The sequence below is a fragment of the Actinomadura chokoriensis genome (assembly GCF_041463665.1).
GTDB classification, from domain to species: domain Bacteria; phylum Actinomycetota; class Actinomycetes; order Streptosporangiales; family Streptosporangiaceae; genus Spirillospora; species Spirillospora chokoriensis_A.
In genome coordinates this window covers 594,836-616,699 of the sequence record NZ_JAXCEJ010000001.1, presented here as the reverse complement: position 1 = coordinate 616,699, position 21,864 = coordinate 594,836, and the positions used below count along the sequence as shown (strand labels likewise).

General features: G+C 73.4%; 17 protein-coding genes. 9 read left to right on the top strand and 8 right to left on the bottom strand.

Annotated elements, in window-relative coordinates:
* Nucleotides 1–163: 163 nt before the first annotated feature.
* The 9 genes from SM418_RS02905 to SM418_RS02865 all read left to right on the top strand — a co-directional run bounded on the left by SM418_RS02905 (nt 164) and on the right by SM418_RS02865 (nt 9,950).
* Nucleotides 164–1,144, top strand: coding sequence for a ribose-phosphate diphosphokinase (locus tag SM418_RS02905; protein ID WP_371938448.1), 981 nt, complete (start codon nt 164–166; stop codon nt 1,142–1,144).
* Nucleotides 1,145–1,613: 469 nt separating this feature from the next.
* Entirely contained in the window at nt 1,614–2,237 is a 624-nt protein-coding gene (locus SM418_RS02900) for a 50S ribosomal protein L25/general stress protein Ctc (RefSeq protein WP_371938449.1), read from the top strand.
* Between the two features lie 106 nt (nt 2,238–2,343).
* Complete coding sequence (gene pth, locus SM418_RS02895; protein ID WP_371938450.1) at nt 2,344–2,919, top strand: aminoacyl-tRNA hydrolase; 576 nt, start codon at nt 2,344–2,346, stop codon at nt 2,917–2,919.
* Between the two features lie 253 nt (nt 2,920–3,172).
* On the top strand, nt 3,173–4,648 hold the full coding sequence (locus tag SM418_RS02890; protein ID WP_371938451.1) for a sugar transferase: 1,476 nt from the start codon (nt 3,173–3,175) through the stop codon (nt 4,646–4,648).
* Between the two features lie 84 nt (nt 4,649–4,732).
* On the top strand, nt 4,733–5,683 hold the full coding sequence (locus SM418_RS02885) for an inositol monophosphatase family protein (RefSeq protein ID WP_371938452.1): 951 nt from the start codon (nt 4,733–4,735) through the stop codon (nt 5,681–5,683).
* 127 nt (nt 5,684–5,810) lie between these two features.
* Nucleotides 5,811–6,728 carry a sulfate adenylyltransferase subunit CysD gene (gene cysD, locus SM418_RS02880; RefSeq protein WP_371938453.1) on the top strand — a complete coding sequence of 306 codons (918 nt, stop codon included), beginning with the start codon at nt 5,811–5,813 and terminating at the stop codon, nt 6,726–6,728.
* Nucleotides 6,729–6,772: 44 nt separating this feature from the next.
* Nucleotides 6,773–8,035 (top strand): sulfate adenylyltransferase subunit 1, encoded by a 1,263-nt coding sequence (locus tag SM418_RS02875; protein WP_371939001.1) that lies wholly within the window; start codon nt 6,773–6,775, stop codon nt 8,033–8,035.
* A 73-nt stretch (nt 8,036–8,108) separates the two neighbouring features.
* Nucleotides 8,109–9,005, top strand: coding sequence for a glycosyltransferase family 2 protein (locus SM418_RS02870; protein ID WP_371938454.1), 897 nt, complete (start codon nt 8,109–8,111; stop codon nt 9,003–9,005).
* A gap of 93 nt (nt 9,006–9,098) precedes the next feature.
* Nucleotides 9,099–9,950, top strand: a complete 852-nt coding sequence (locus SM418_RS02865) for a hypothetical protein (protein WP_371938455.1) — start codon at nt 9,099–9,101, stop codon at nt 9,948–9,950.
* A 4-nt stretch (nt 9,951–9,954) separates the two neighbouring features.
* On the opposite strand, the gene SM418_RS02860 is transcribed toward SM418_RS02865, so the two are convergent.
* From SM418_RS02860 to SM418_RS02825, 8 genes are all read right to left on the bottom strand, one after another.
* Entirely contained in the window at nt 9,955–11,271 is a 1,317-nt protein-coding gene (locus SM418_RS02860) for an RCC1 domain-containing protein (RefSeq protein WP_371938456.1), read from the bottom strand.
* Nucleotides 11,268–12,587 (bottom strand): ParB N-terminal domain-containing protein, encoded by a 1,320-nt coding sequence (locus SM418_RS02855; protein WP_371938457.1) that lies wholly within the window; start codon nt 12,585–12,587, stop codon nt 11,268–11,270. Before SM418_RS02855 ends, SM418_RS02860 begins: the two co-directional genes overlap by 4 nt.
* Nucleotides 12,571–14,268 carry a polysaccharide biosynthesis C-terminal domain-containing protein gene (locus SM418_RS02850; protein WP_371938458.1) on the bottom strand — a complete coding sequence of 566 codons (1,698 nt, stop codon included), beginning with the start codon at nt 14,266–14,268 and terminating at the stop codon, nt 12,571–12,573. The genes SM418_RS02855 and SM418_RS02850 overlap by 17 nt, the downstream gene beginning before the upstream one ends.
* Nucleotides 14,255–16,465, bottom strand: a complete 2,211-nt coding sequence (locus SM418_RS02845) for a hypothetical protein (RefSeq protein ID WP_371938459.1) — start codon at nt 16,463–16,465, stop codon at nt 14,255–14,257. Before SM418_RS02845 ends, SM418_RS02850 begins: the two co-directional genes overlap by 14 nt.
* 89 nt (nt 16,466–16,554) lie before the next feature.
* Complete coding sequence (locus SM418_RS02840) at nt 16,555–18,000, bottom strand: GumC domain-containing protein (RefSeq protein WP_371938460.1); 1,446 nt, start codon at nt 17,998–18,000, stop codon at nt 16,555–16,557.
* 21 nt (nt 18,001–18,021) lie between these two features.
* Nucleotides 18,022–18,897, bottom strand: coding sequence for a sulfotransferase (locus tag SM418_RS02835; protein WP_371938461.1), 876 nt, complete (start codon nt 18,895–18,897; stop codon nt 18,022–18,024).
* Nucleotides 18,894–20,102: a hypothetical protein gene (locus SM418_RS02830; protein WP_371938462.1), complete on the bottom strand. Its 1,209-nt coding sequence runs from the start codon at nt 20,100–20,102 to the stop codon at nt 18,894–18,896. Before SM418_RS02830 ends, SM418_RS02835 begins: the two co-directional genes overlap by 4 nt.
* Complete coding sequence (locus SM418_RS02825) at nt 20,099–21,505, bottom strand: hypothetical protein (RefSeq protein WP_371939002.1); 1,407 nt, start codon at nt 21,503–21,505, stop codon at nt 20,099–20,101. The genes SM418_RS02830 and SM418_RS02825 overlap by 4 nt, the downstream gene beginning before the upstream one ends.
* Between the last annotated feature and the right edge of the window lie 359 nt (nt 21,506–21,864).

Genomic DNA, 21,864 nt, shown 5'->3' with positions numbered 1-21,864 from the left:
GCGGCCCGGTGGTGACTGCCCCGCCACAGGGCGGGGACAAGGAGGACAGAGGCGTCCTCCGTAACAACAGAGCAACCCGTGCACAGGAGTCTTTGTGGTGCGCGGGGAGTGGGGTCACGACCCACGGATAAGGCACGGTTCCATTGAGGGGGAGTTGTCAGAGGTGAGTGGGATCAAAGCGAGCGGTCAGAAGAAGCTGATGCTCTTCACCGGCCGAGCCCACCCGGACCTGGCCAAGGAAGTAGCCGACAACCTCCAGATCGAGTTGACACCAACGTCGGCGTACGACTTCGCCAACGGTGAGACGTTCGTGCGCTTCCTGGAGTCGGTCCGGGGCTCCGACGCCTTCGTGATCCAGAGCCACACGGCTCCCATCAATCAGTGGATCATGGAGCAGCTGATCATGGTGGACGCGCTGAAGCGCGCGTCCGCCAAGCGGATCACCGTGGTGGCGCCGTTCTTCGGATACGCGCGGCAGGACAAGAAGCACCGCGGCCGGGAGCCCATCTCGGCGCGGCTGATGGCGGACCTGTTCAAGACGGCGGGCGCCGACCGGTTGATCACGGTGGACCTGCACACGGCGCAGATCCAGGGCTTCTTCGACGGCCCCGTGGACCACCTGTTCGCGCTGGACCTGCTGGCCCGGCATTTCGAGAGCCGGCTGGACACCTCGCAGGTCACCGTGGTCGCGCCGGACGCGGGCCGGGTGCGGGTGACCGAGCGGTGGTCGGACCGGCTGGGCGGCGTCCCGATGGCGATCATCCACAAGAAGCGCGACCCGGACGTCGCGAACGAGGTCAAGGTCTTCGACGTCGTCGGCGAGGTCAAGGGCCGCACCTGCGTCGTGGTCGACGACATGATCGACACCGGCGGGACGATCGTGAAGGCCGCGGACGCGCTGTTCGAGCAGGGCGCGGCCAAGGTCGTGGTCGCGGCGACGCACGGCGTGCTGTCCGGCCCGGCGGTCGACCGGCTCAAGAACTCGCGGATCTCCGAGGTGGTGCTGACCAACACGCTGCCGATCCCGGAGGAGAAGCAGTTCGACAAGCTGACCATCCTGCCGATCGCCCCCCTGGTCGCCCGCGCCATCAACGAGGTCTTCAGCGACGGTTCGGTAACAAGCCTCTTCGGCGGCCATAGCTGATCCGAGAGCCCGTCCACCCCGATGCCGCCTCTCGGCTGAGTCACAGGCCACCCTGTCGGGGGCGAAGCTCGACCACCGCGGCACGGGCAGGCACGCGGAGCGAGCCCTGCAAGCGCAGCGGGCATGCCCGGCGACGCAGGCGACCGCAGCGACGTCGCGCACGCCCGTAACGGGCACGAAAGACCGCAACGGCGTCGTGAGGATCGCCTGCGTCGTTGACGGGGGTTCCAGGGGGCCGGCCCCCTGGACGGACACAGCTGGCTCTGGCGTGGCGGGCGATCGGCTAGACTCTTTGAATCGCGCATGCCTCGGGTCGTTCAGTGCGGTGCCGGTACTGGAGCCGCACTCCCCGGGGAACGCAAAGAATCTTCGAGGCGCCTGACGCATCGAGCATCGCCTGATTCGCTCTGTCCGTAGCGGACGTCCAGTGCTGGACGGCCGTGGATCGCAACAACGAGGAGTTTTCGCCGTGTCCGAGGTACGCATTGCCGCCGAGCCGCGCACCGAGTTCGGTAAGGGTGCCGCGCGGCGCACCCGCCGGGCCGGCAAGGTGCCCGCCGTCCTCTACGGTCACGGCACCGACCCGCAGCACATCTCGCTGCCGGGGCACGACCTGATGCTGGCGCTCAAGACGCCGAACGTGCTGCTGACCATCGAGGGTCTCGGCAACGGCTCGGAGCTGGCCCTCCCGAAGGACGTGCAGCGGGACCCGGTCAAGGGGTTCCTTGAGCACGTCGACCTGCTGTTGGTGAAGCGCGGCGAGAAGGTCGTCGTCGACCTGCCGGTGAACGTCGTCGGTGACGTGGTCGCGGGCGGTCAGGTGGCGCAGACGGTGGTGGAGATCTCCATCGAGGCCGAGGCCACCAAGATTCCGGAGTCGGTCGACGTGGACGTGACCGGCCTGGAGGTCGACTCGCAGGTCCTCGCGAAGGACCTGAAGCTCCCGGCGGGGGCGACGCTGGTGGCGGACGAGGAGACGCTGGTCCTGCAGATCCTCGACGCGACGGCCGCGACGGAGCCGGAGGCCGCGGCCGAGGCCGAGGGTGAGGCCGAAGGGGCCGCCGAGGGCGAGGGCGAGCCCGCCGCCGAGTAGGGCGGGCGTCCGCCGCGCGGCCGTGTTCGGCGGGCCGCATGGTTCTTTCACGGCCTCCGCAGGTGCGCGCACCTGCGGAGGCCGTGGTCGTATGTGAGGAGTTCGGGTGAGCGCGGATCTCTGGCTGGTGGTGGGGCTGGGCAATCCGGGGCCGTCGTATGCGAAGAACCGGCACAACGCCGGGTTCATGGTGCTGGACGTCCTGGCGGCACGGGCCGGGGGCCGGTTCAAGTCCCATCGGGCGCGGGCGGACGTGCTGGAGGGACGGCTGGCGGGCGCGCGGGCGGTGCTGGCGAAGCCGCGCTCGTTCATGAACGAGTCGGGCGGGCCGGTGAAGGGGCTGCTGGACTTCTACAAGGTGCCGCTGGAGCGGCTGATCGTCGTCCATGACGAGCTGGACATCCCGTTCGGCGCGGTCCGGTTGAAGCAGGGCGGCGGTGACAACGGTCACAACGGGCTGCGTTCGGTGACGAAGTCGCTGGCGGCGAAGGAGTATCTGCGGGTGCGGTTCGGGGTGGGCCGGCCGCCGGGGCGGATGGACGCGGCGGCGTTCGTGCTGAAGGACTTCTCCGCAGCGGAGCGCAAGGAACTCGAGCTCGATGTGGACCGGGCGGCGGACGCGGTGGAGGCGCTGGTGGCCGACGGGCTCGCCGCGGCGCAGAACGTCTTTCACGCCGGTTGACCGGATCCGGCCGCGGTGGGATGCCGGACGGCCGGTGATCATGCCGGTACAGGTCGCTACTTCGTCCGCGTGGCCCTAGTTTGCTGGCGTTGCGGAGTTGGGGGCGGCGTTCCGCCTGTGACCATGGCAAAGCACCCGTAAGATGCTGACCGGGCGAGGTTCGAGATGCATGTGAACCTCAGGCGACGTTCAACCGTCTTCGGTGTGAAGCGCGCAGGTGTTGCGTGTGTTCTAGGGGATTGGTGAGGGTTTAATGGCCGTCGTTGACAAGGTCCAGGCCGAGTCATCGATCCGCCATGAGCAGCGGCGTGCGCAGCCGCAGAGCTGGAGCGGATCCTATCGCCGGGTCGCGGGCTGGCTCGACTTTCTCAGCATGCTGATGGCAGGCGTCATCGCGTTCGTGCTCCGGTTCCCCGGGGTGCCGACGGAGCTGAACGCGCCGTACATGGCGCTGACCGTCGCCCTGCCCATGCTCTGGGTGCCGACGCTGGTGCTCTGCCGGGCCTACCAGCCGCGGTACATCGGCGTCGGGTACGAGGAGTTCCACCGGGTGCTGCGCGCCGGGTTCATCCTGACGGCGGCGGTCGCGATCGTGGCGTACGCGACGAAGACCGAGGTGGCGCGCGGCTACGTGGTGATGGCGCTGCCGCTCGGCACGTTCCTCGCGCTCGTCGCGCGGTACCGGCTGCGCAAGTGGCTGCACAAGCGGCGCTGGAACGGCGAGTGCATGCGGCGCGTGGTCGCGGTCGGGCACCGGACGTCGGTGGTCGACCTGATCCGGCTGCTGCGCAAGAAGCGGTACCACGGCATGGACATCGCGGCGGTGTGCCTGCCGCCGGCGCTGGCGTCCGGTGACGACGCGGTCGCCGAGGTCGAGGGCGTCCCGGTGCTGGGCGACTTCTCGCAGGCGGCGGCGGTCGCCGACCGGATCGGCGCGGACTCGGTGGCGGTGCTCGCCTGCCCGGAGATGGACGGGGTGGCGCTGCGCCGGCTGGCGTGGCAGATCGAGCGCAACGACGTCGAGCTGGTGGTGGCGCCGGCGCTGATGGACGTGACCGGCCCGCGGATCTCGATCCGCCCGGTGGCGGGGCTGCCGCTGCTGCACGTGGAGCATCCGGAGCTGGACGGCGGCCGCAAGATCCTCAAGGGGCTGTTCGACCGGATCGCGGCGCTCGCCGGGCTGGTGGCGCTGAGCCCGCTGCTGGCGCTGGTGGCGATCCTGATCAAGTTCTCCGGGGACGGCCCGGTGATGTTCCGGCAGACGCGCGTCGGGCGCGGGGGCCGCGAGTTCACGGTGCTGAAGTTCCGCACGATGGTGCAGGACGCCGAGGCGCGGCGGGTGGAGCTGCTGGCCGCCAACGACAACGACGGGGTGCTGTTCAAGATCCGGGAGGACCCGCGCATCACCCGGGTGGGGCGGTGGCTGCGCCGCTACTCGCTGGACGAGCTGCCGCAGCTGTTCAACGTGCTGCGCGGCGAGATGTCGCTGGTGGGTCCGCGCCCGCCGCTGCCGGAGGAGGTCGCCCAGTACGGCGGCGACGTGTACCGGCGGCTGGTGGTGAAGCCGGGGCTGACGGGCCTGTGGCAGGTGAGCGGCCGCTCGGACCTGTCGTGGGAGGAGTCGGTCCGGCTCGACCTGCGCTACGTCGACAACTGGACGCTGGTGCTCGACCTGCAGATCATGTGGAAGACCTGGTCCGCGGTCTTCCGGGGGTCCGGAGCCTACTGAGCGGGACCCGGGTATCGGGTCGGCTCGGGTGCGCATGAGAAAGTGGACCGGACAGACCAATCGAGTCGGGAATGTGATCAGCGGATGAGGGACGGGGACGACCACGCGCTGGCGGCGGAGCTCGCCGGCGCGGCGGGGCGGGTGCTGCTGGACGTGCGGGACGAGGTCGGCTTCGCGGACGCTCGGGTTCTGAAGGACACGGGCGACCTGCGGGCGCACGAGTACCTCATGGCTGCGCTCGCGGAGCGCTGTCCCGGCGACGCCGTCCTGTCCGAGGAGGGTCGCTCCTCGGTGGCGGGGAAGCGTTCGGTGGACGACGACCGCGCCCCGACCCGCAACACCGCGACCGCCGAGCGGCTCACCGCCGGGCGGGTGTGGATCGTCGACCCGCTCGACGGCACCCGGGAGTTCTCCGAGGAGGGCCGCCGCGACTGGGCCGTCCATGTGGCGCTGTGGGAGCGCGACGCGTCCGGGAGGGGGCGGCTCGTCGCCGGGGCGGTGGCGCTGCCGGCGCAGGGCCTGACGCTCCGCACCGACGCGACGGGCGGCGCCTCGCTCGTCCGGGTGGAGCCGGGCGAGCCGGACCCGGTGACGGCCGGTTCGGGGTCCGCGCAGCCGCGCGAGGTGCCGCTGCACGTGCCGGCGCCGGACGCGGGCAAGCTGCGCGTCGCGGTGAGCCGGACGCGTCCGCCGGAGTTCGTCCGGAAGCTGGCCGACCGCCTGGCCGCGGCGGGTCCGGCGCCGGCCGGCGTCGACGTGGAACTGGTGCCGATCGGTTCGGCGGGGGCGAAGATCTCCGCGGTGCTGCTCGGCGAGGTCGACGCGTACGTGCACGCGGGCGGCCAGTACGAGTGGGATTCGGCGGCTCCGGCGGCGGTGGCGCTCGGTGCGGGGGCGCACGCGTCCCGCGTCGACGGGTCGCCGCTGGAGTACAACCGTGAGGACCCGCGGCTGCCGGATATCCTGGTCTGCCATCCCGTGTCGGCGTCGATGCTGCTGTCCGGCATCGCGGAAGTCGGCGGCCTGCCGGGCTGAGGCCCCGCCAGGCCGTCTCCGGCCGGGCGGGACCGATTCGCGGTAGGCCGGCGTTCGACCCGGTGGGACGTCCCGTCCCAGGCCACCGGTTGCATCTGCCAGATCAGCGTGGAGAGAGCACCAGACCATGCAGCGTTCCGATTACCTGCTGTCGCAGTTGGACGTCCTCGAAGCCGAGTCGATTCACATCTTCCGGGAGGTGGCGGCCGAGTTCGAGCGGCCCGTCCTGCTGTTCTCGGGCGGCAAGGACAGCCTGGTCATGCTGCGCCTGGCCGAGAAGGCGTTCTGGCCGGCCCCGATCCCGTTCCCGGTCATGCACGTCGACACGGGGCACAACTTCCCCGAGGTGATCGAGTTCCGGGACCGGCGGGCGGCCGAGCTGGGGGTGCGGCTGGTGGTGGCGTCGGTGCAGGACGCGATCGACAGCGGCCGGGTGGCCGAGCAGAAGGGGCGCCGGGCGTCCCGGAACCGGTTGCAGATCGTGCCGCTGCTGGACGCGATCGAGGAGCACCGGTTCGACGCGGCGTTCGGCGGGGCGCGGCGGGACGAGGAGAAGGCCCGCGCGAAGGAGCGGGTGGTGTCGTTCCGGGACGAGTTCGGCCAGTGGGACCCGAAGAACCAGCGTCCGGAACTGTGGAACCTGTTCAACACGAAGATCCAGCAGGGTGAGCACGTCCGGGTGTTCCCGCTGTCCAACTGGACGGAGCTGGACATCTGGGATTACGTGCGGCGCGAGGAGCTGGCGCTGCCCTCGATCTACTTCGCGCACACCCGCCGCGTGTTCGAGCGCGACGGGCTGCTGCTGGACGCCGAGACCGGGTTCGCGAACCGCGGCGACGACGAGCCGGAGTTCGAGGCGACCGTCCGGTACCGGACGGTCGGCGACGCGTCCTGCACGGGCGCGGTGAAGTCGTCGGCGGAGACGCTGGACGAGGTGATCGAGGAGATCGCGGCGACCCGGATCACCGAGCGCGGCCAGACCCGCGCCGACGACCGGACGAGCGAGGCCGCGATGGAGGACCGTAAGAAGGAGGGCTACTTCTGATGGCCGGGAACGAGCCCGCCGAGGCGGCGCCGACGAGGGGGCCGATGGACCTGCTGAGGTTCGCGACCGCCGGGAGCGTCGACGACGGCAAGTCGACGCTGATCGGCCGGCTGCTGTTCGACTCGAAGTCGATCTTCGAGGACCAGCTGGAGTCGGTGGAGCGCACGAGCACCGAGCGGGGCGAGGAGTACACGAACCTGGCCCTGCTGACCGACGGGCTGCGCGCCGAGCGGGAGCAGGGCATCACGATCGACGTGGCCTACCGCTACTTCGCGACACCGCGCCGCAAGTTCATCATCGCGGACACGCCGGGGCACATCCAGTACACCCGGAACATGGTGACGGGCGCCTCCACCGCCGACCTCGCGATCATCCTGGTGGACGCCCGCAAGGGCATCCTGGAGCAGTCGCGGCGGCACGCGTTCCTCACGACCCTGCTGCAGGTCCCGCACCTGGTCGTGGCGGTCAACAAGATGGACCTGGTCGACTACGACCGGGCCGTGTACGAGCGGATCGTGGACGAGTTCACCGCGTTCGCCTCCAAACTGGAGGTGACGGACCTGACGTTCGTCCCGATCTCCGCGCTGCACGGCGACAACGTGGTCGAGCGCAGCGTGAACATGCCCTGGTACGAGGGGTCGTCGCTGCTGCACCACCTGGAGCACGTGCACATCGCCTCCGACCGGAACCTGATCGACGTGCGGTTCCCGGTGCAGTACGTGGTGCGGCCGCACGCGTCCACGGATCCGGAGCTGCACGACTACCGCGGCTACGCGGGGCAGGTCGCGGGCGGCGTTCTGAAGCCGGGCGACGAGGTGGTGCACCTGCCGTCCGGGCTGACCACGACGATCACCCACATCGACGGGCCGTCCGGTCCGGTGGAGCAGGCGTTCGCGCCGATGTCGGTGACGCTGCGGCTCGCCGACGACATCGACGTCTCCCGCGGCGACATGATCGCACGGCCGAACAACCGGCCCGACGTCGCGCAGGACCTCGACGCGATGGTCTGCTGGATGACGCCCGACCGCACCCTCGCCCCGCGCGCGAAGCTGGTCATCAAGCACACGACCCGCACCGCGAAGACGATGGTGAAGGAACTGCACTACCGGCTGGACGTCAACACCCTGCACCGCGACGAGGCGGCGGAGAGCCTCGGCCTGAACGAGATCGGCCGCGTCTCGCTCCGCGTCACCCAGCCGCTGTTCGTGGACGACTACGGCCGCAACCGCCTCACCGGCGGCTTCATCCTGATCGACGAGGCCACCAACAACACCGTCGCCGCCGGCATGATCATCGGCGCGCGCTGACCGGACGTCGCGGGGCCGCCGGCCCCGCGGCGCGTCTTCTCCCTGGAACCCCCCGGACCAAGGCAGGCCCCCGATGCCCCCATCCGTCGGCGTCGTCCTCCCGACGCACAACCGGCCGGAGCTGCTGCGCCGGGCGCTGGAGTCGGTCCTCGCGCAGGACTACGAAGGCGAGCTGCGCGCGATCGTCGTCTTCGACCGCGCCGAACCGGACGCCTCGCTCGCGGGCGACCGCGTCGAGGTCATCGCCAACACCCGGGAGCCGGGCCTCGCGGGCGCCCGCAACTCCGGCGTCCTGGCCCTGGACACCGACCTCGTCGCGTTCTGCGACGACGACGACCAGTGGCTGCCGGGCAAGCTCGCCGCGCAGGTGAAGGCGCTCGAGGGCGAACCGGACGCGGTGCTGTGCAGCTCCGGCATCCTCATCGACTTCGACGGGCGGGAGCTGCCCCGGCTGGCCGGGACCGGACGCGTCACCTACGAGGCGCTGATCCGCGACCGGATGATGAGCGTCCACTCGTCCACCTATGTCGCGCGCCGCGAGCCGCTGATCGACATCGGCATGGTGGACGAGACGATCCCCGGCAGCCAGGGCGAGGACTGGGACCTCGCCCTGCGCGCCGCCCGCCGCCACCCGGTGGTGAACGTCGACGAGCCGTACGTCCGCGTCCTGTGGGGGCTGACCTCGTACTACGCGCAGGCGTGGGAGACGAAGGTGGCCGCGCTGGAGTGGTTCCTGGAGCACTACCCGGAGATCGGCTCGGAGCCGGGCGCCGCCGGACGCGTCTACGGCCAGCTCGCCTTCGGCTGCGCGACGGTGGGCCGCCGCAGGGACGCGCTCCGCTGGTCGGCACGTGCCCTCAAAGCCAACCCGGCCGAACGCCGCGTCCCGTTCGCCCTCGCCGTCGCCTCCGGTGTCGTGTCCGGCAAGCGGGTGCTGCTCGCCCTCCATACCAGGGGCCGCGGCATCTGACGCGAGCCGGACCGATTCCCGTGCTTTCGCCACCTTTCCCCACGTGGCGCCGGTACTGTCGTTGCCCGTCGCAGTGCTAGAAGGAGCCTCTCCGTGAACATCTCTTCCCGCCGCATCGTCGCGTCCGGGACGCTGGTGCTGGCAATGGCGCCGGCGTTCGCTCTGACCGCCACGCCCGCGCTCGCGGGCGTCGACCTCGACGCGGTCGCCGAGGGCATCACCGAGAGCGGCTACTACGTCGACTCGCACGCGAAGTACTACCAGTCGGACGGGGCGCAGGAGCTGCTCCGCACGGCGCAGGGCCGGTCCGTGCCGGTCTTCATCGCGATCCTCCCGGCCGGGAACGACGCGGGGCAGGTCCTCCAGCAGCTGCCCGCCCTGATGAAGCGCAAGGGCACGTACGCGGTGCTCGCGGGGGACCAGCTCAGGGCGACGTCCAACACGCTGCCGGAGAGCCGGGTGAAGGCCGTCTACGCCACGGCGGTGAAGGGCAGCAACGGCCGGCCCGACATGGCGCTGCTGAGGTTCGTCCAGACGCTGCCGGTGTCGAAGTACGCGCCGCCGAAGTCCGGCAAGCCCGGCAACAACGGCAAGCCCGCGCCCGAGTCGACGAAGCAGGCGCGGGAGCAGGAGGAGCGGACGCTCGCGCAGGCGCAGCCGACCGCGCCCGCCGCGGGCTACGAGGCCGCGCCGGAGGACGACGGCGGCTCCATGACGCCGTACCTGCTCGGCGGTGGCGGCGCGGTCGTGGTGGCCGCCGCCGGGGCCGGTTTCCTGCTGTGGCGCCGCCGCTCGGCGACCCCGGCGCCCGCCGGGGCGGCCGCCGCGTCGACGGCCCCGGCCCCGGCCCCCGCCGCCCAGCCGCCCGCCGCCCAGCCGCCCGCTGAGGCGCCGGAGACGGACGGTCCTAAGCCGGGCGACCCGGAGCCTCCGAAGGGCGCCTAGGCGCCTAGGGCGCCATCAGCAGGATCAGGTGGCGTTCACCGGCGCCCGCCGACAGAGCCCTGCCCGGTGCGGCGCCCTGCGCCATCACGAGCGTGCCGGGGCGGCTGCGCGGCACCCTGGTGCCGGAGCCGAGCTGGCCGCTGCCGCCCGCGCCCCACGTCAGCGGCGTCCCGTCGGTGAGGATCGCGGCGCCGTAGGCCTCGCCCGCGAACACCTGGGCGACGCCGCGCAGCTCCGGGCCGTGGCTGCCGGCGACCGTGACCGGGGCGGTGCGGAGCTTCACCGTCCGGTCGCCGAGCTGCCCGGCCGTGTTGTTGCCCCAGGCGACGACCGTGCCGTCCTTGCGGAGCGCGTAGTTGTGCTTCTCCGCCGCGCTGACCCCGGTGACGTCGCCGAGGACGCCCTTGCCCCCCGTGCCGGACACGAGCGCCGGGGTGAGCCTGTCGCGGCGTGACCCGTCGCCGAGCTGGCCGAGGTCGTTGTTGCCCCAGGAGGCGACCCGTCCGTCCCGCAGCAGCGCCAGGCCGTGCTGCCCGCCGATCGCGATGCGGGTCACGTCGTTCAGGCGTCCGGAACCGTCCAGGCCGCGCACGGGGACGGGGAGCGCCCGGTCCTCGCGGGTGCCGTCGCCGACCATCCCGTAGTCGTTGGCGCCCCACGCGAGCACCTGGCCGTTGCGGCGCAGCACCAGTTCGGTGTGCCCGTCGGCGGCGATCGCGGTGACGCCGGTGAGCGGCCTGCGGCCGTCCGGCGCCCGCACCGTCGTGGGGACCTTCGGGCTGGTGCGCTTGCCGGTGCCGCGCTGCCCGGACGACCCCTCGCCCCACGTCACGACGGTGCCGTCGCGGCGCAGCGCCATGGAGAAGTCGTTGTTGGCGCTGATCGCGACGACGTCGGCCAGCTCGCCCGAGCGCCCGTCCGGCGCGCGGACGGGGACCGGCGCGCGGCTGTCGCGCCGCGTGCCGTCGCCGAGCTGGCCGTCCTCGTTGGCGCCCCACGCGACGACCTTGCCGCCTTCCAGCACGGCCAGCGAGTGCCGCCCGCCGCCCGCGACGGCGAGCACGCCGTCGAGCCGGCCCTGCCCGCCCGCACCGGTGACGGTGGCGAGCTTGAGGTCGACGGTCCCGCCGGCGCGGCCGAGTTGCCCGTGGTCGTTGAGGCCGCTCGTCCAGACGGCGCCGGTCTCCTCGCCCGCCGACCCGGCGGGCGGCGGCGGGGACGTCGGCGGCGCCGCCTCGGGGGACGCGGTCCGGCCGCATGCCGCCGTGAGGACCGCCGAGGCGGCCAGGAGCGCGACGACCGGGCGGCGCGCGGCCGTCATCGCGTGCGGACGCAGGCGAACAGGTGCCTGGCGTAGTTGTCCTCGTAGGGCGGTCGGGCGTCCTCGTCCGGGCCGAGGTCGATGATCTCGTCGAAGGTCGTGTTCTCGCGCAGGAACCGCTCGACGCGCGGCGGGTCCCAGCCGCGCAGCGACTCGGCGAACCATGCCTCGTTGTCCTGCCCCGTGTCGAAGAACAGCACCCGGCCGGTGGCGCGGTCGAGGAGGCGGATCAGCTCCTCGGCGCTGACGGAGCCGCGGCCGAGGACGAAGTGGTGCAGCAGGCTGAAGCAGGACACCACGTCCCAGCGGGCGGCGTCGTGCCCGCCGAGGAACTCGACGCAGTCGCCGGTGGAGACGGCGCCGTCCGGAAGCCCGTAGATCGCCTGGCCGAGCGGGACGGCGAGCGGGTCCCGCTCGATGCCCTCGGCGTCGAAGCCGCGCCCGGCCAACTGGGCGACGAACCAGCCGTAGCAGCTGGCGACGTCCAGGTAGCGGCCCCCGGTGATGCCGCGCTCACCGAGGAACGCGTCCATCTTGGCGAGCCGGTCGGTGCACTGCCGCACCGTCGTCCAGCCGGACCGCAGCTCGGGCGCGTCGATCGGCTGGTACAGCTCATGGGTGCCGTCGAGCCAGCTCATCTTGAGCAGCAGGTCCTGCAGCGGGGTGGTGACGGGCAGCCACTTGGCGACGACGTGGGCGCCGTCGGCGCCGCTCATCGCGGCGATCGCGAGGCGGTGGTGGCCGTCGAGGATCTGGTACTGGTCGGAGCCGCGGACGGGCGCGACGAGGACCGGGTCCTGCGGGCCGCTCTGCTGCGGGCGGGGCGCTCCGCCGGGCGCCGCCTCGCCGCGGTACCGGGCGATGAACGCGCGGGCCGCCGCGAGGACGCCGGCGGGGTCGGTGCCGCCGAAGTAGTCGCCGCCCGCCTCGATGCAGCGCAGCCCGAGCCGCCCGTAGGCGCTGTCGAGGATCTGCTCGTCGGTGAGGCCGGGGTACTCGTCGGCGAGGCGCAGCAGCGCGACGTGCGGACCGTCCAGGAACGGCGTGGACGGCCACAGCAGGTCGCCGGTGCGGTCGGCGAACTCGCGGGCCGTCCAGCCGCCCTGCGCGCCGACGAGGAGCTGGTCGAACCGCACGGGCACCTTCCACGGCCGCCGCAGCACGGCGGTGGACACCGCGACGCGCGCCGCGGCGGGGATCGGCAGGGAGCGCCCGGCGTCGACCAGCCGCCCGTACACGGGGCCGCTCGGCGCGAGCCCGCTCTTGCGCAGCACCGCGCGGGACTTGCGGCGTACTTGGTCAATTCCCGTGGGCATGGACGCTCCTGGCAGATGTCGTTCCGGTGGGCGTTTCGGTCGTCGGCGCGTGGCCGGCCGGCGCGTCGGTGGCCGGCTTTCCGGTGGCCGGCGCGTCGGTGGCCGCTGTGCCGGTGGCACCCGCGGCCCCGGGTGCGGCGCGGCCCCGTCTCCCCGGCAGCAGGGAGGCGAAGGCGGTGAGGGACAGCCGCTCGCGACCGCCCCAGAGTAGGGCAACGTACAGCACGGCGCCGGGGATCAGCCCGGCGGCGAGCGCGGCCGGGCTCGACCCGGCGACGAGCCGGACGGCCAGCGGGACCGCGCCGAAGCTCAGCAGCGCCGAGCCGCCCGCCCAGAGCAGACCGGCGCTCGCCGGGGACATCCCGAGGATCCGGCGGACCTGGACGAGGGCGAGCAGCGTCCGGACGAGCAGCCCGCACGCCCGCGCCACCGCCGCCCCGGCCAGCCCGAACGGTGGGATCAGCAGCACGTTCAGCACCAGGTTCACGCCGAGCGCGGCGCTCTGGTTGACCAGGCTGAGCCCGCTGCGGCCGGCCATCAGCAGCATCACGTCGCGGGCGCCGGTCGCCGTCGCCACCAGCATCGCCATCGCCAGGATCACGGTGACGACCTCGCCCGTCCCGCGGTAGCCGTCGCCGAACGAGCCGACGTACACCGGCGCGCCGACCGCGACGGCCAGGTGCACCGGCCAGGCGAGCGCGAGGTTCCAGGACGCGCACACGGCGAAGATCCGCTGCGCGCCGGCCCGGTCGGCGAGCGCCATCAGCCGGCTGACCGCGGGCTGCATGACGTTCTGCACCGCCTGCGTGGCGAGCTGGCTGATCACGATGAACCGGGTGGCGGCGGTGTAGACGGCCGCCTCGCGGGGCGAGCTGAGCGCCGCGACGAGCACGATGTCGGCGCGCTGGAACGCCGTCTGGCAGATCTGCGCGAACGCGCGCGGCGCCGTGAACCGCCAGAAGTCGCCCGCCAGCGGGCGCAGCCCGGCGGGGGCCTGCGGCGCGGACGCGGCGGCGTGCCCGCGGCGGCTGATCTTCAGATACCACAGCGCGGCGACGATCAGGCACGGCAGGTAGGGCGCGGCCCAGGCCAGCGCGAGCCAGACCGCGTCGTCGGACAGCACCGCCGCCGCGATCACGCCGCCGACCTGGAGCGTCTGCCGCAGGATCTTGTCGACGAGGACGGTCGGCCGCATCGAGCCGTAGCCGCGCGTCGCCGCCAGCAGCGCGTCGTGCGCGCCCGCCAGCGGCAGGAACAGCGCCAGCACCCGGACCATGCCGATGGCCTGGTCGGGGTCGTCGGCGCCGATGTGGCCCGCCGTCCAGGGCGCGGTGGCGAGCAGGACGACCGCGCTGATCAGCGCCGTCGCCGCGACCGGGACCAGCGCGACCGGCACCGTCCGGCGCGCCGCGGCCCGGTCGCCGAGCGCGAGATGCCGGGGCAGCCAGCGCAGCAGTCCCGCGTCGGTGCCGAGGCCCGACACCGCCTGCAGGATGATGAACAGCGACGTCGCCGCGAAGAACGTGCCCGCGATCCGCTGCGAGTACAGGTGCGCGACGAGGAAGACCAGCGCGAGGCCCTGGACGCCCGCGACGGCGGCGCCCACCAGGTTGAGGGCGCCGCCTCTGGCCAGCCTGTTCAGATTGGGCCCGCCCGGCTCGGCCGGTTCAGGACCCGGCATGCCGGCCGGCCTTGTGCGGCTTCGTGCTGCCGTAGCGGGGCTGGATGTCGCCGGACTGCCCCGGCTCGTCGGCGGGCTCGTCCGGGACGTCGGGCGGCATGTACCGGGAGATGTCCTCCTGGGTCCGCGTCGAGGCGGACTCCAGCGCCTGCTCGGTCGCGGCCAGCTCGGCGTCCGCAGGCTCGGGGGGCTCGGCGTCGGACGGCCGCGCCTTGCCCCCGCCCGACCGTCCCCTCGCGGAGGCGGGGCCGGTTCCCGGGCCGGCGTCCGTCGGCGAGGGAGGCTTGGGCGCGACGGGCTTGCCCGGCCCGGACGGCGGCTCCAGCGCCGGCGGCGTGGGACGCCGCGCCCCCGTCCGCGACCCGGGCCGGGGCGCGGGCTGCGTTCCAGGCTGCGTTCCGGGTGGGGCGGCGGCGCGCCGGCCGCCACCGCCGCGGCGGGAGGGCGCCTGCCGCGCGTCGCCCGGCCTCGGCTCCTGCTTGATCTGGGGCAGTGCCTGCGTGGTCAAGGTGGAGGAGTCGGTTTCGCCCTCCTGCGGTGCCCCTGGCCAGTGGCCTTTGTCGTCGTCCCGCTCGGCGCCGGCCCTGGGATCGCCCGGCTGGTCGTCCGCCCACGCGGGGGAGCCCTCGGAGACGGCGCGCCGCTCACCGGCGCCGCGTCCCCGCGCGCCCTGCGGCGGGCGGCCGGCCTGCCGGGCCGGCGGCGCCTGCCGCGGCGGGCGCCCGCCGCGCTGCTCCGGCGGCTCCAGCAGGGCGCCCAGCACGGTGACGCCGGCGCGCTCGGCCTCCACGTAGGCCTGGCGGAGCTCCTCCCGGGTCGTCACACCCTGGTTGACGACGAGGATCACCGCGTCCACGAACGTGCACAGCGCCTGCGCGTCCGCGTCGTGCAGGCTCGCGGCGTTGACGACGAGGTACTCGCTGCGGCGGCGCAGCACCTTCACGGCCTCGCGCATCCGCGGGCCGCTGAACCGGTGCGCGGCCTCCTGGGCGCGCGGGCCGCGCGGCAGCAGCCGCAGCTGCGAGTCGGTGTGGATCAGCAGGGTCGCCGGGTCTGTGCCGCTGAGCAGCGTGTCCGACAGGCCCTTGCCGCCGGGACGGGCGCCGAACAGCGTGCTGACGTCGGTGTCCTCGGTGGTGGCGTCGATCATGATGGTCTTGGCGCCGGCGAACGCCAGCGAGACCGCGAGGTTGGCACTGGCCAGCCGGGCGCTGCCGCCCGGGGTGGCGCTGGTGACCAGCAGCGCGACCGGGGTCTGCGGCGCGGTCGCCACGACCGCGGCGCGCAGCCGCCGGTACGCCTCGCCGACCGGGCTCTTTGGTGCGCTGACCAGGGCGAGCGTGTCGCCGGGCGGGCCGCCCGCCGGGATGGTGGACAGCGTGCGGACGCCGAGGCCCTCGATCGCCTCGGCGTTGCGCAGCCGCTGGTTCAGCCGCTCGCGCAGCAGCACCACCGCGAGGCCGATGACGGCGCCGCCGACGAGGCCGCCGGCCCCGAACATCGCGGTGCGGACCTGGCCGGGGCCGTCCGGCGCGCCGGCCGGGGTGATGACCTGGCCCGGGTTGATCGGCGTGCTGCCGATGTCGTTGGCCTGCTCGTCGATCACGCCGAGCTGGTTGGTGTAGGCGGTGACCCGCTGCTGCAGCGTGGCCCGCTTGGCGCCGACCGACGCCGCCATCTCGCGGTTCGTCTTCAGAAGCTGCACCTGGACCTTGTCGGACTGGCTCTTCAGCTTGGCGAGCTGGTTGTTCACCACGTCCTGCGCGCGCTGCTGCCGGTAGGCCAGGTAGGCGTCGGCGAAGGCCTGCGCGCCGGAGCGGGCGTCGCCGGAGCTCTTGGCCGTGTAGGTCAGGTTGAGCACCTGCGTGTTCGGCGGGACGTCCACCCCGAGGTCGCCGTCCGGCTCGCGCCCGAGCTTCTGCCCGGCGATCTTGGCGACCCGGTCGGTGGTGACCAGCTGCGCCTCGGTCTGCAGGTTGACGAGGTCGTCGCCGCGGCCGTCCGGTGAGTACGGGTTGCCCTCCAGCGGACTGACCAGCACCGTCGCGGTGGCCTTGTACGGCGCAGGCAGCACCAGGGCGGCGGCGACGCCGATGCCCGCGCCGACGACGGCGAGCAGGACCAGCAGTGGCACGTACCGCCTGAGCAGGGACAGCAGCTGACCCTGCTGCGGGTCGGCCGTCTGGTCAGCTCCCACGACGATCCCCCTTGTTGATCCGGGTCGTGCTGGACGGACAGATGGCGTCGACTTTATCCGCGCTTGGCACGCGTCCGGTTTCGTTCATCTCAACCTCGTGGGGAGAGGGGGCCGGGGGCGGTGGTCCGGCGGACGGGGGCGCCCGGGCTCTGCCTGGTCAGCACGATGCCGCGGGCGGGGTTGGCGGCCTGGTCGAGGGCCAGCACGCCGCGCGCGACCTCGCGGTCCAGGGCGCGGCCGCGTTCCACCACGACCAGGGTCAGGTCGCTGGCGGCGGCGGCGCTGATCGTGTCGGCGGCGTTGATGTCGGGCGTGGTGATGACGACGATGCGGGAGTCGCGGCCCGCCTTGTCGACGGCGCGGGTGAGCTGGCGGTCGTCGTCGCTGCGCACCAGCCGCACCCCGAAGGCGCGCGGCTGCGAGGTGCCCGCGGGGTCGCGCTCCTCGCCGTCCTGCTGGATCCGCAGCACGGTGGTGGCCGAGCCCCCCTCGGTGCACAGCTCGGCCAGCTCGTAGGCGACGGCGGCGCCGGCGGACGCGGGCACGCCGGTGACGAGGACGGTGGTGGCCTCGGAGTCGAAGACGAGGTTGCGCAGCCGCCGGCAGATCTCGCGGTGCCCGCCGCCGAGCGCCGCCGACTCCACCATGATCGGCAGTTGCGCGTGCAGCCGGACGTCGGCGGGCCGCCGGATGCGCCGCGGCCGCCGGTCGATCAGCAGGGTGAACGCGACCCAGCCGAGCAGCCCGACGCCGAGGCCGCCCGCGAGCGCGACGTCCCGGCCGGCGTCGTCGCGGCCGACGGGCAGCGCGGCGCCGCGCAGCACCTCGCCGGGCTGCACCACCTTGCGCTCCAGCGCGGAGATCTGCTTCTGCACCTCGGTGATCTGCTTCATGATCTCCTGGCGACGGGTGCGGGCGGTCTCCCTCGTGAGCTCCTCGTCGTCCCCCGGCAGCGTCCTGAGCTGCTTGTGCAGCAGGTCGAGGTACTTCTCCAGCGACTCACGGTTGCGCTGCTGGATGCCGCCGAGGATCTGCTGCCGCAGGTCGAGGTAGGCCTCGGCGACGGCCTGGGCGCCGCTCTGCGCCGCCTTCGGCGACTCGCCGCGCACGCCGATCGTCAGCACGTGCGTGCTGTTCGGCACCGACAGGTCGATGCGGTCGCGGAGTTCCTGGCGGGACGCGTCGAAGCCGGGGAAGGTGGCGAGCCTGCGCAGCACCTCGTCCGACCAGACGAGCTGCGCCTCGGTGTCCATCGTGGTGTCCCGGGGGTCGCGCTCCTTGGGGTTCAGCGGCCGGCCCGGCGTGTACCCCGGGTGCAGCGACACCGGCGGCGCCAGCACCGAGATCCGCGCGGTGTACGTCGCCGGGGTCAGCGCGATCTTCGCGAGGCCGAGCGCTCCGCCGGCCACCAGCGCGATCAGCAGCGCCGCGAGGTGCCGGCGGAGCGCTCCCGCGTACCGGGTGACCGGGATCGAGTCCGGGGCGAGCGGCGGTTCCGCCTGCACGCTGGACGGGCCGAGGGTGCGCTTCTTCATCGCCGCGCCGTCTTCACGGTGTCATCGCCGCCAGGCGGGCTCGGCGCCGAGGAGGGCGGCGAGCTTGTCGTCGTAGGGGGCGAAGTGGTCGGTCAGGCGGCGCTGCAGGTGGTCCGGCAGCGGGGATCCGGGCCGGGCGTTGTGCCGCTCGAACGACTCGGGCCGCCACTGCGGCAGGCCGAGGAACGCAAGGACGGAGTCGTAGCAGGGTTCGGGTTCGGAGAAGAAGTCCTCGGCGTACAGGACCAGCACCCGGTCGCGTCCGAACAGCTCGAACAGCCGCTCGATCTGGTCGGCGTACTGGCTGCGGTCGACGTAGGAGTGGTGCCGGTGGCTGTGGCTCACGTACGCCGGGTCGGCCCGGATCCTGTCGACCTCGCCCGCGAGCCGCTCGGCCTCCAGGTCCAGCGCCCGCTCGAACGGCTCGGTCTCGAACCCGCGGGCCAGCTCGTGCTTGTGCGCCGAGTAGGTGCGCACCACCGGGTCGCGCAGCAGCGCGATGAGCTTCACGCCGGGCAGGTCGCGGGCGATCCGCTCCGGCGCCAGCGGATGGTGCATGTAGTAGCCGGCGGACTCGAACGCCAGCGGCGTCGCCCCGTCCATGGCGGCGGTGACGCGGCGCTCGGCGAGCGTCCGGACGGGGAAGTGCCCCCGGTACCAGGACAGGCCCCGCGGGTAGCCGACGTCGAAGTAGTGCACGCCCTTGTGGAAGTTCGGCTGGACGACGGCCGGGTGCGCGGCCAGCGCGCGGAACAGCGACGTGGTGCCGCCGCGCTGCGTCCCCACCATGAGGAAGTCCGGGAGCATCCGCGCCCCCGACGTCAGCCGCCCGCCGGCGCGGGTGGCGGCCCGCCCGGCCTCCTTGACCCATTGCGGGGCGTCACGGCGCGAGATCACGAGAGCCTCCCGAGGTCGGCGTGGAGGAGGGACAGCAGCCGCTCGGCGTCGGCGCGCAGCGGCCCGCCGATCGGCTCCTGCGCGGCCAGCAGGTAGCGGCGGCACAGCTCCAGCAGGTAGAGCCGGACAGTCGCGTCCGCGGTGGCGGCCGGCAGCCCGAGCGGCGCCAGCACGGCCGCCGCGGCGTCCGGCCAGGTCGCGTACGGCGGGCCGGACGCGGTGCGCATCGCCTCCTGCAGCCGGTAGTGGAGCAGGTCGAAGCCGTCGGGGACGCCGCGCGCGAAGCGCTCCCAGTCCCACAGCCGCAGCACGCCGCGGTGCCAGGCCATGTTCCACGGGGTCCAGTCGCCGTGCCAGGCGCCGAAGTCGAAGGGCAGGTCGCCGTGCGCCTTGCCGACGCCCTCGACGACCTCGCCGAACACGGCGCGCTGCCGCTCGTCCAGCACCCCGGCGGGGCTCGCGGCCATGCCGTCCCAGAAGCCGCTGTCGCGCAGCGGGGTCCGCTCGACGCCGCCGACCTCGAACAGCGCCCGCATCTGCGCGACGGGGGCCTGCCCGCGCGGCCGCCAGCCGAGCGCGCCGGTCGGGAGCGGCTCCAGGACGAGCAGGTCGAGGGTGCGCCAGGTCACGTGGTGCAGCAGTTCGGGGACGTGCAGCCGCCCCCGCGACGCGGGCGCGGGCAGGTGCGCGTTCAGGTGGCCGAGCGCGGCGGCCTCGCCCGCGAGCAGGTCGCGGGCCGTTCCGGTGTCGCCGACCTTGACGAACGCGACGGGCTCGCCGCGCGGCGACAGCACGTGCAGGATCGGCTTGCGGTTGGCGCGGGCGCTGCCGAGCCCGATGCTGACCACCACGGGACGGCCGAGGAGTTCGGCGAGCCGGTCCTCGACGGACGGGCCGCCGCCGGTGACGCGGAGCCGGTCGCGCAGCGTCCGCTCCGGCAGCCCGGTGCGGACGGCCGCCGCGGTGAGGGCGCGCGAGGCGCGCTGCCTGGGGCCGAGGTCGTGGCTGTAGCGGCGCAGCGCGGTGGCGGCGGCGCGGGGCAGGCCCGCCGGAACCAGCAGCCGCGGATGATCGGCGTCCGGAAGGAAGGCCAGCTCGCGGCGGGCTCCCTCGGACTCCCCGGGGGCGACGGCGTCGACGCTCGCGCCCGGCCACAGCTCGCCGACCGCCTCGATCCAGGCGGCGCGCGTCTCCGCGGCGCTCACTGGGCGGCCTCCTCTGCGGTCAGCGCGCGGACGCGGGCCCGCGGCGCGCGCACGCCCGCCGCGTCCCGCCTGGCCCGCCACATCAGGGCCACCGCGATCATCACCGTGTACAGCGGTACCTCCACCATGTCGTAGGTGATCATGAAAAGGGTGCAGGAGATCAGCACGCAGCAGCCCGCCAGCGAGTACGCGCCCCGATCGCGCCAGTGCCGCAGGAACCGGATCGCGAAGAACGCGCAGAACGCGACCGTCCCGACGATGCCGTTGGCGAAGATGAGCAGCCACACGTGGCCTTGGGTGCCGAGCGGCGGCGACTCGCACGCCTTGCAGCCGGCCCTCGCGCCGCCGGCGACCTGGCCGAGGTCGCCCTGGACGTTGCGGGTGGAGCCGAAGCCGACCAGCGGGGAGCCCATGAGGGCGCTGCGGGTGGTCTCCTCGGCGAGCAGGGTGCGGCGGTTGTTGCTGTGCGGGTTGTCCAGCCGGTCCTGGACGAGGCCGGGCAGCGGCGACAGCGCCACGACGAGCGCGCCGACGGCGGCCATCCCGGCCGTCCAGGCGATCACCCGGGGCCCGCCGACCTGCAGCAGCTTGAGGACGCCGAAGAGCCCGATCGCGCCGAGCGCCGCCCACAGGCCCCGGTTCAGCGAGTAGACCACCGGCCACAGCGACGCGGTGAGGATGAACAGGCTGAAGACGCGGCGCCGCATCCGGGCCCGGACGATCCACGTCAGCAGGAAGTACGGGAGGAAGAAGGCGTAGGCGGCGCCCCAGGTGTTGGCGTAGGCGAACGGCGCCATCGGCCTCGACTGGGCGAACCCGAGGATCGACTCGATCTCGGCGACCCTCGGGTGGACGATGTCGCGGACGAAGGAGTTGCTCGTCAGCCCGTGCGGCAGCACCATCTCCACCGGCGAGGTCAGCTGGACCGACGGGAAGAACGAGCCGACCAGCCCGCCGATCGTCGTCACGACGAACATGTAGCCGAGCAGCCGGCCGATCCTTCCGGACGGCAGCTCCCGCTCGCTCATGTTGCCGATGTAGAGCAGCACGATCGTGAACGACAGGTACCAGGCGAGCCGGTAGCCGTACACGAGCAGCCGGCTGAACCCGCCGCCGGGCTCGGCGAGCGGCGCGTCCGCCCACAGCACGAGCACGCCCAGCACGACCCAGACCAGGAAGAACAGCCACGCGCCGAAGCCGCTCGGCGCGACCAGCGTGCCCCGGCGGCGCCACAGCGTCATCGCCATCGGGACGCTGATGAGCAGCAGCATCACGTTGGCCAGGCCGAGGATCCACCACAGCGGGAAGCCGAGCAGCGCGACGCTGAGCGGCCAGCCCGGACGCAGCCGCCACGGCAGCAGCCGCGGCGGCGCGAGAGGCGTGCTCCCCGCGATCCCTCGCATCCCGGCCAATCACCGCTCCGTTCCCCTGGACGCACCCCTGGCGCGCGGACCGCGCCCCCGGACATCCGGACACGCGCCGCGCGGTGGAGGACGTCCGGCCGCCTGCCTGGGGCGACGAGGGGCCATGGCCGGTTTCGGCCACCCATTCCGGTCGTCCGGTAAGGGGCGAGAGGCGTCCTTCCAAGGTGCGCAGCGTACCCCGCGGCGCGCGATGGGCGTGTCCCGCGCGGGCGCGAGGCACGCCCGCACCCGCCGGAGCCCGCTGCGTTCGGTAGTCGAAACCGAAACGTTAGCGATCAAAACGGCAGGTCAGGAAGCCCGCGGCTACGATTGCCCGGCGCTGCGCGCGGTCAAGCGCG

Bases quoted from the DNA above. Each gene is read 5' to 3' on its own strand.
- SM418_RS02890 (WP_371938451.1), top strand. From the start codon at position 3,173: ATGGCCGTCGTTGACAAGGTCCAGGCCGAGTCATCGATCCGCCATGAG.
- SM418_RS02885 (WP_371938452.1), top strand. From the start codon at position 4,733: ATGAGGGACGGGGACGACCACGCGCTGGCGGCGGAGCTCGCCGGCGCG.
- cysD (WP_371938453.1), top strand. From the start codon at position 5,811: ATGCAGCGTTCCGATTACCTGCTGTCGCAGTTGGACGTCCTCGAAGCC.
- SM418_RS02875 (WP_371939001.1), top strand. From the start codon at position 6,773: ATGGACCTGCTGAGGTTCGCGACCGCCGGGAGCGTCGACGACGGCAAG.
- SM418_RS02870 (WP_371938454.1), top strand. From the start codon at position 8,109: ATGCCCCCATCCGTCGGCGTCGTCCTCCCGACGCACAACCGGCCGGAG.
- SM418_RS02860 (WP_371938456.1), bottom strand. From the start codon at position 11,271: ATGACGGCCGCGCGCCGCCCGGTCGTCGCGCTCCTGGCCGCCTCGGCG.
- SM418_RS02855 (WP_371938457.1), bottom strand. From the start codon at position 12,587: ATGCCCACGGGAATTGACCAAGTACGCCGCAAGTCCCGCGCGGTGCTG.
- SM418_RS02850 (WP_371938458.1), bottom strand. From the start codon at position 14,268: ATGCCGGGTCCTGAACCGGCCGAGCCGGGCGGGCCCAATCTGAACAGG.
- SM418_RS02840 (WP_371938460.1), bottom strand. From the start codon at position 18,000: ATGAAGAAGCGCACCCTCGGCCCGTCCAGCGTGCAGGCGGAACCGCCG.
- SM418_RS02825 (WP_371939002.1), bottom strand. From the start codon at position 21,505: ATGCGAGGGATCGCGGGGAGCACGCCTCTCGCGCCGCCGCGGCTGCTG.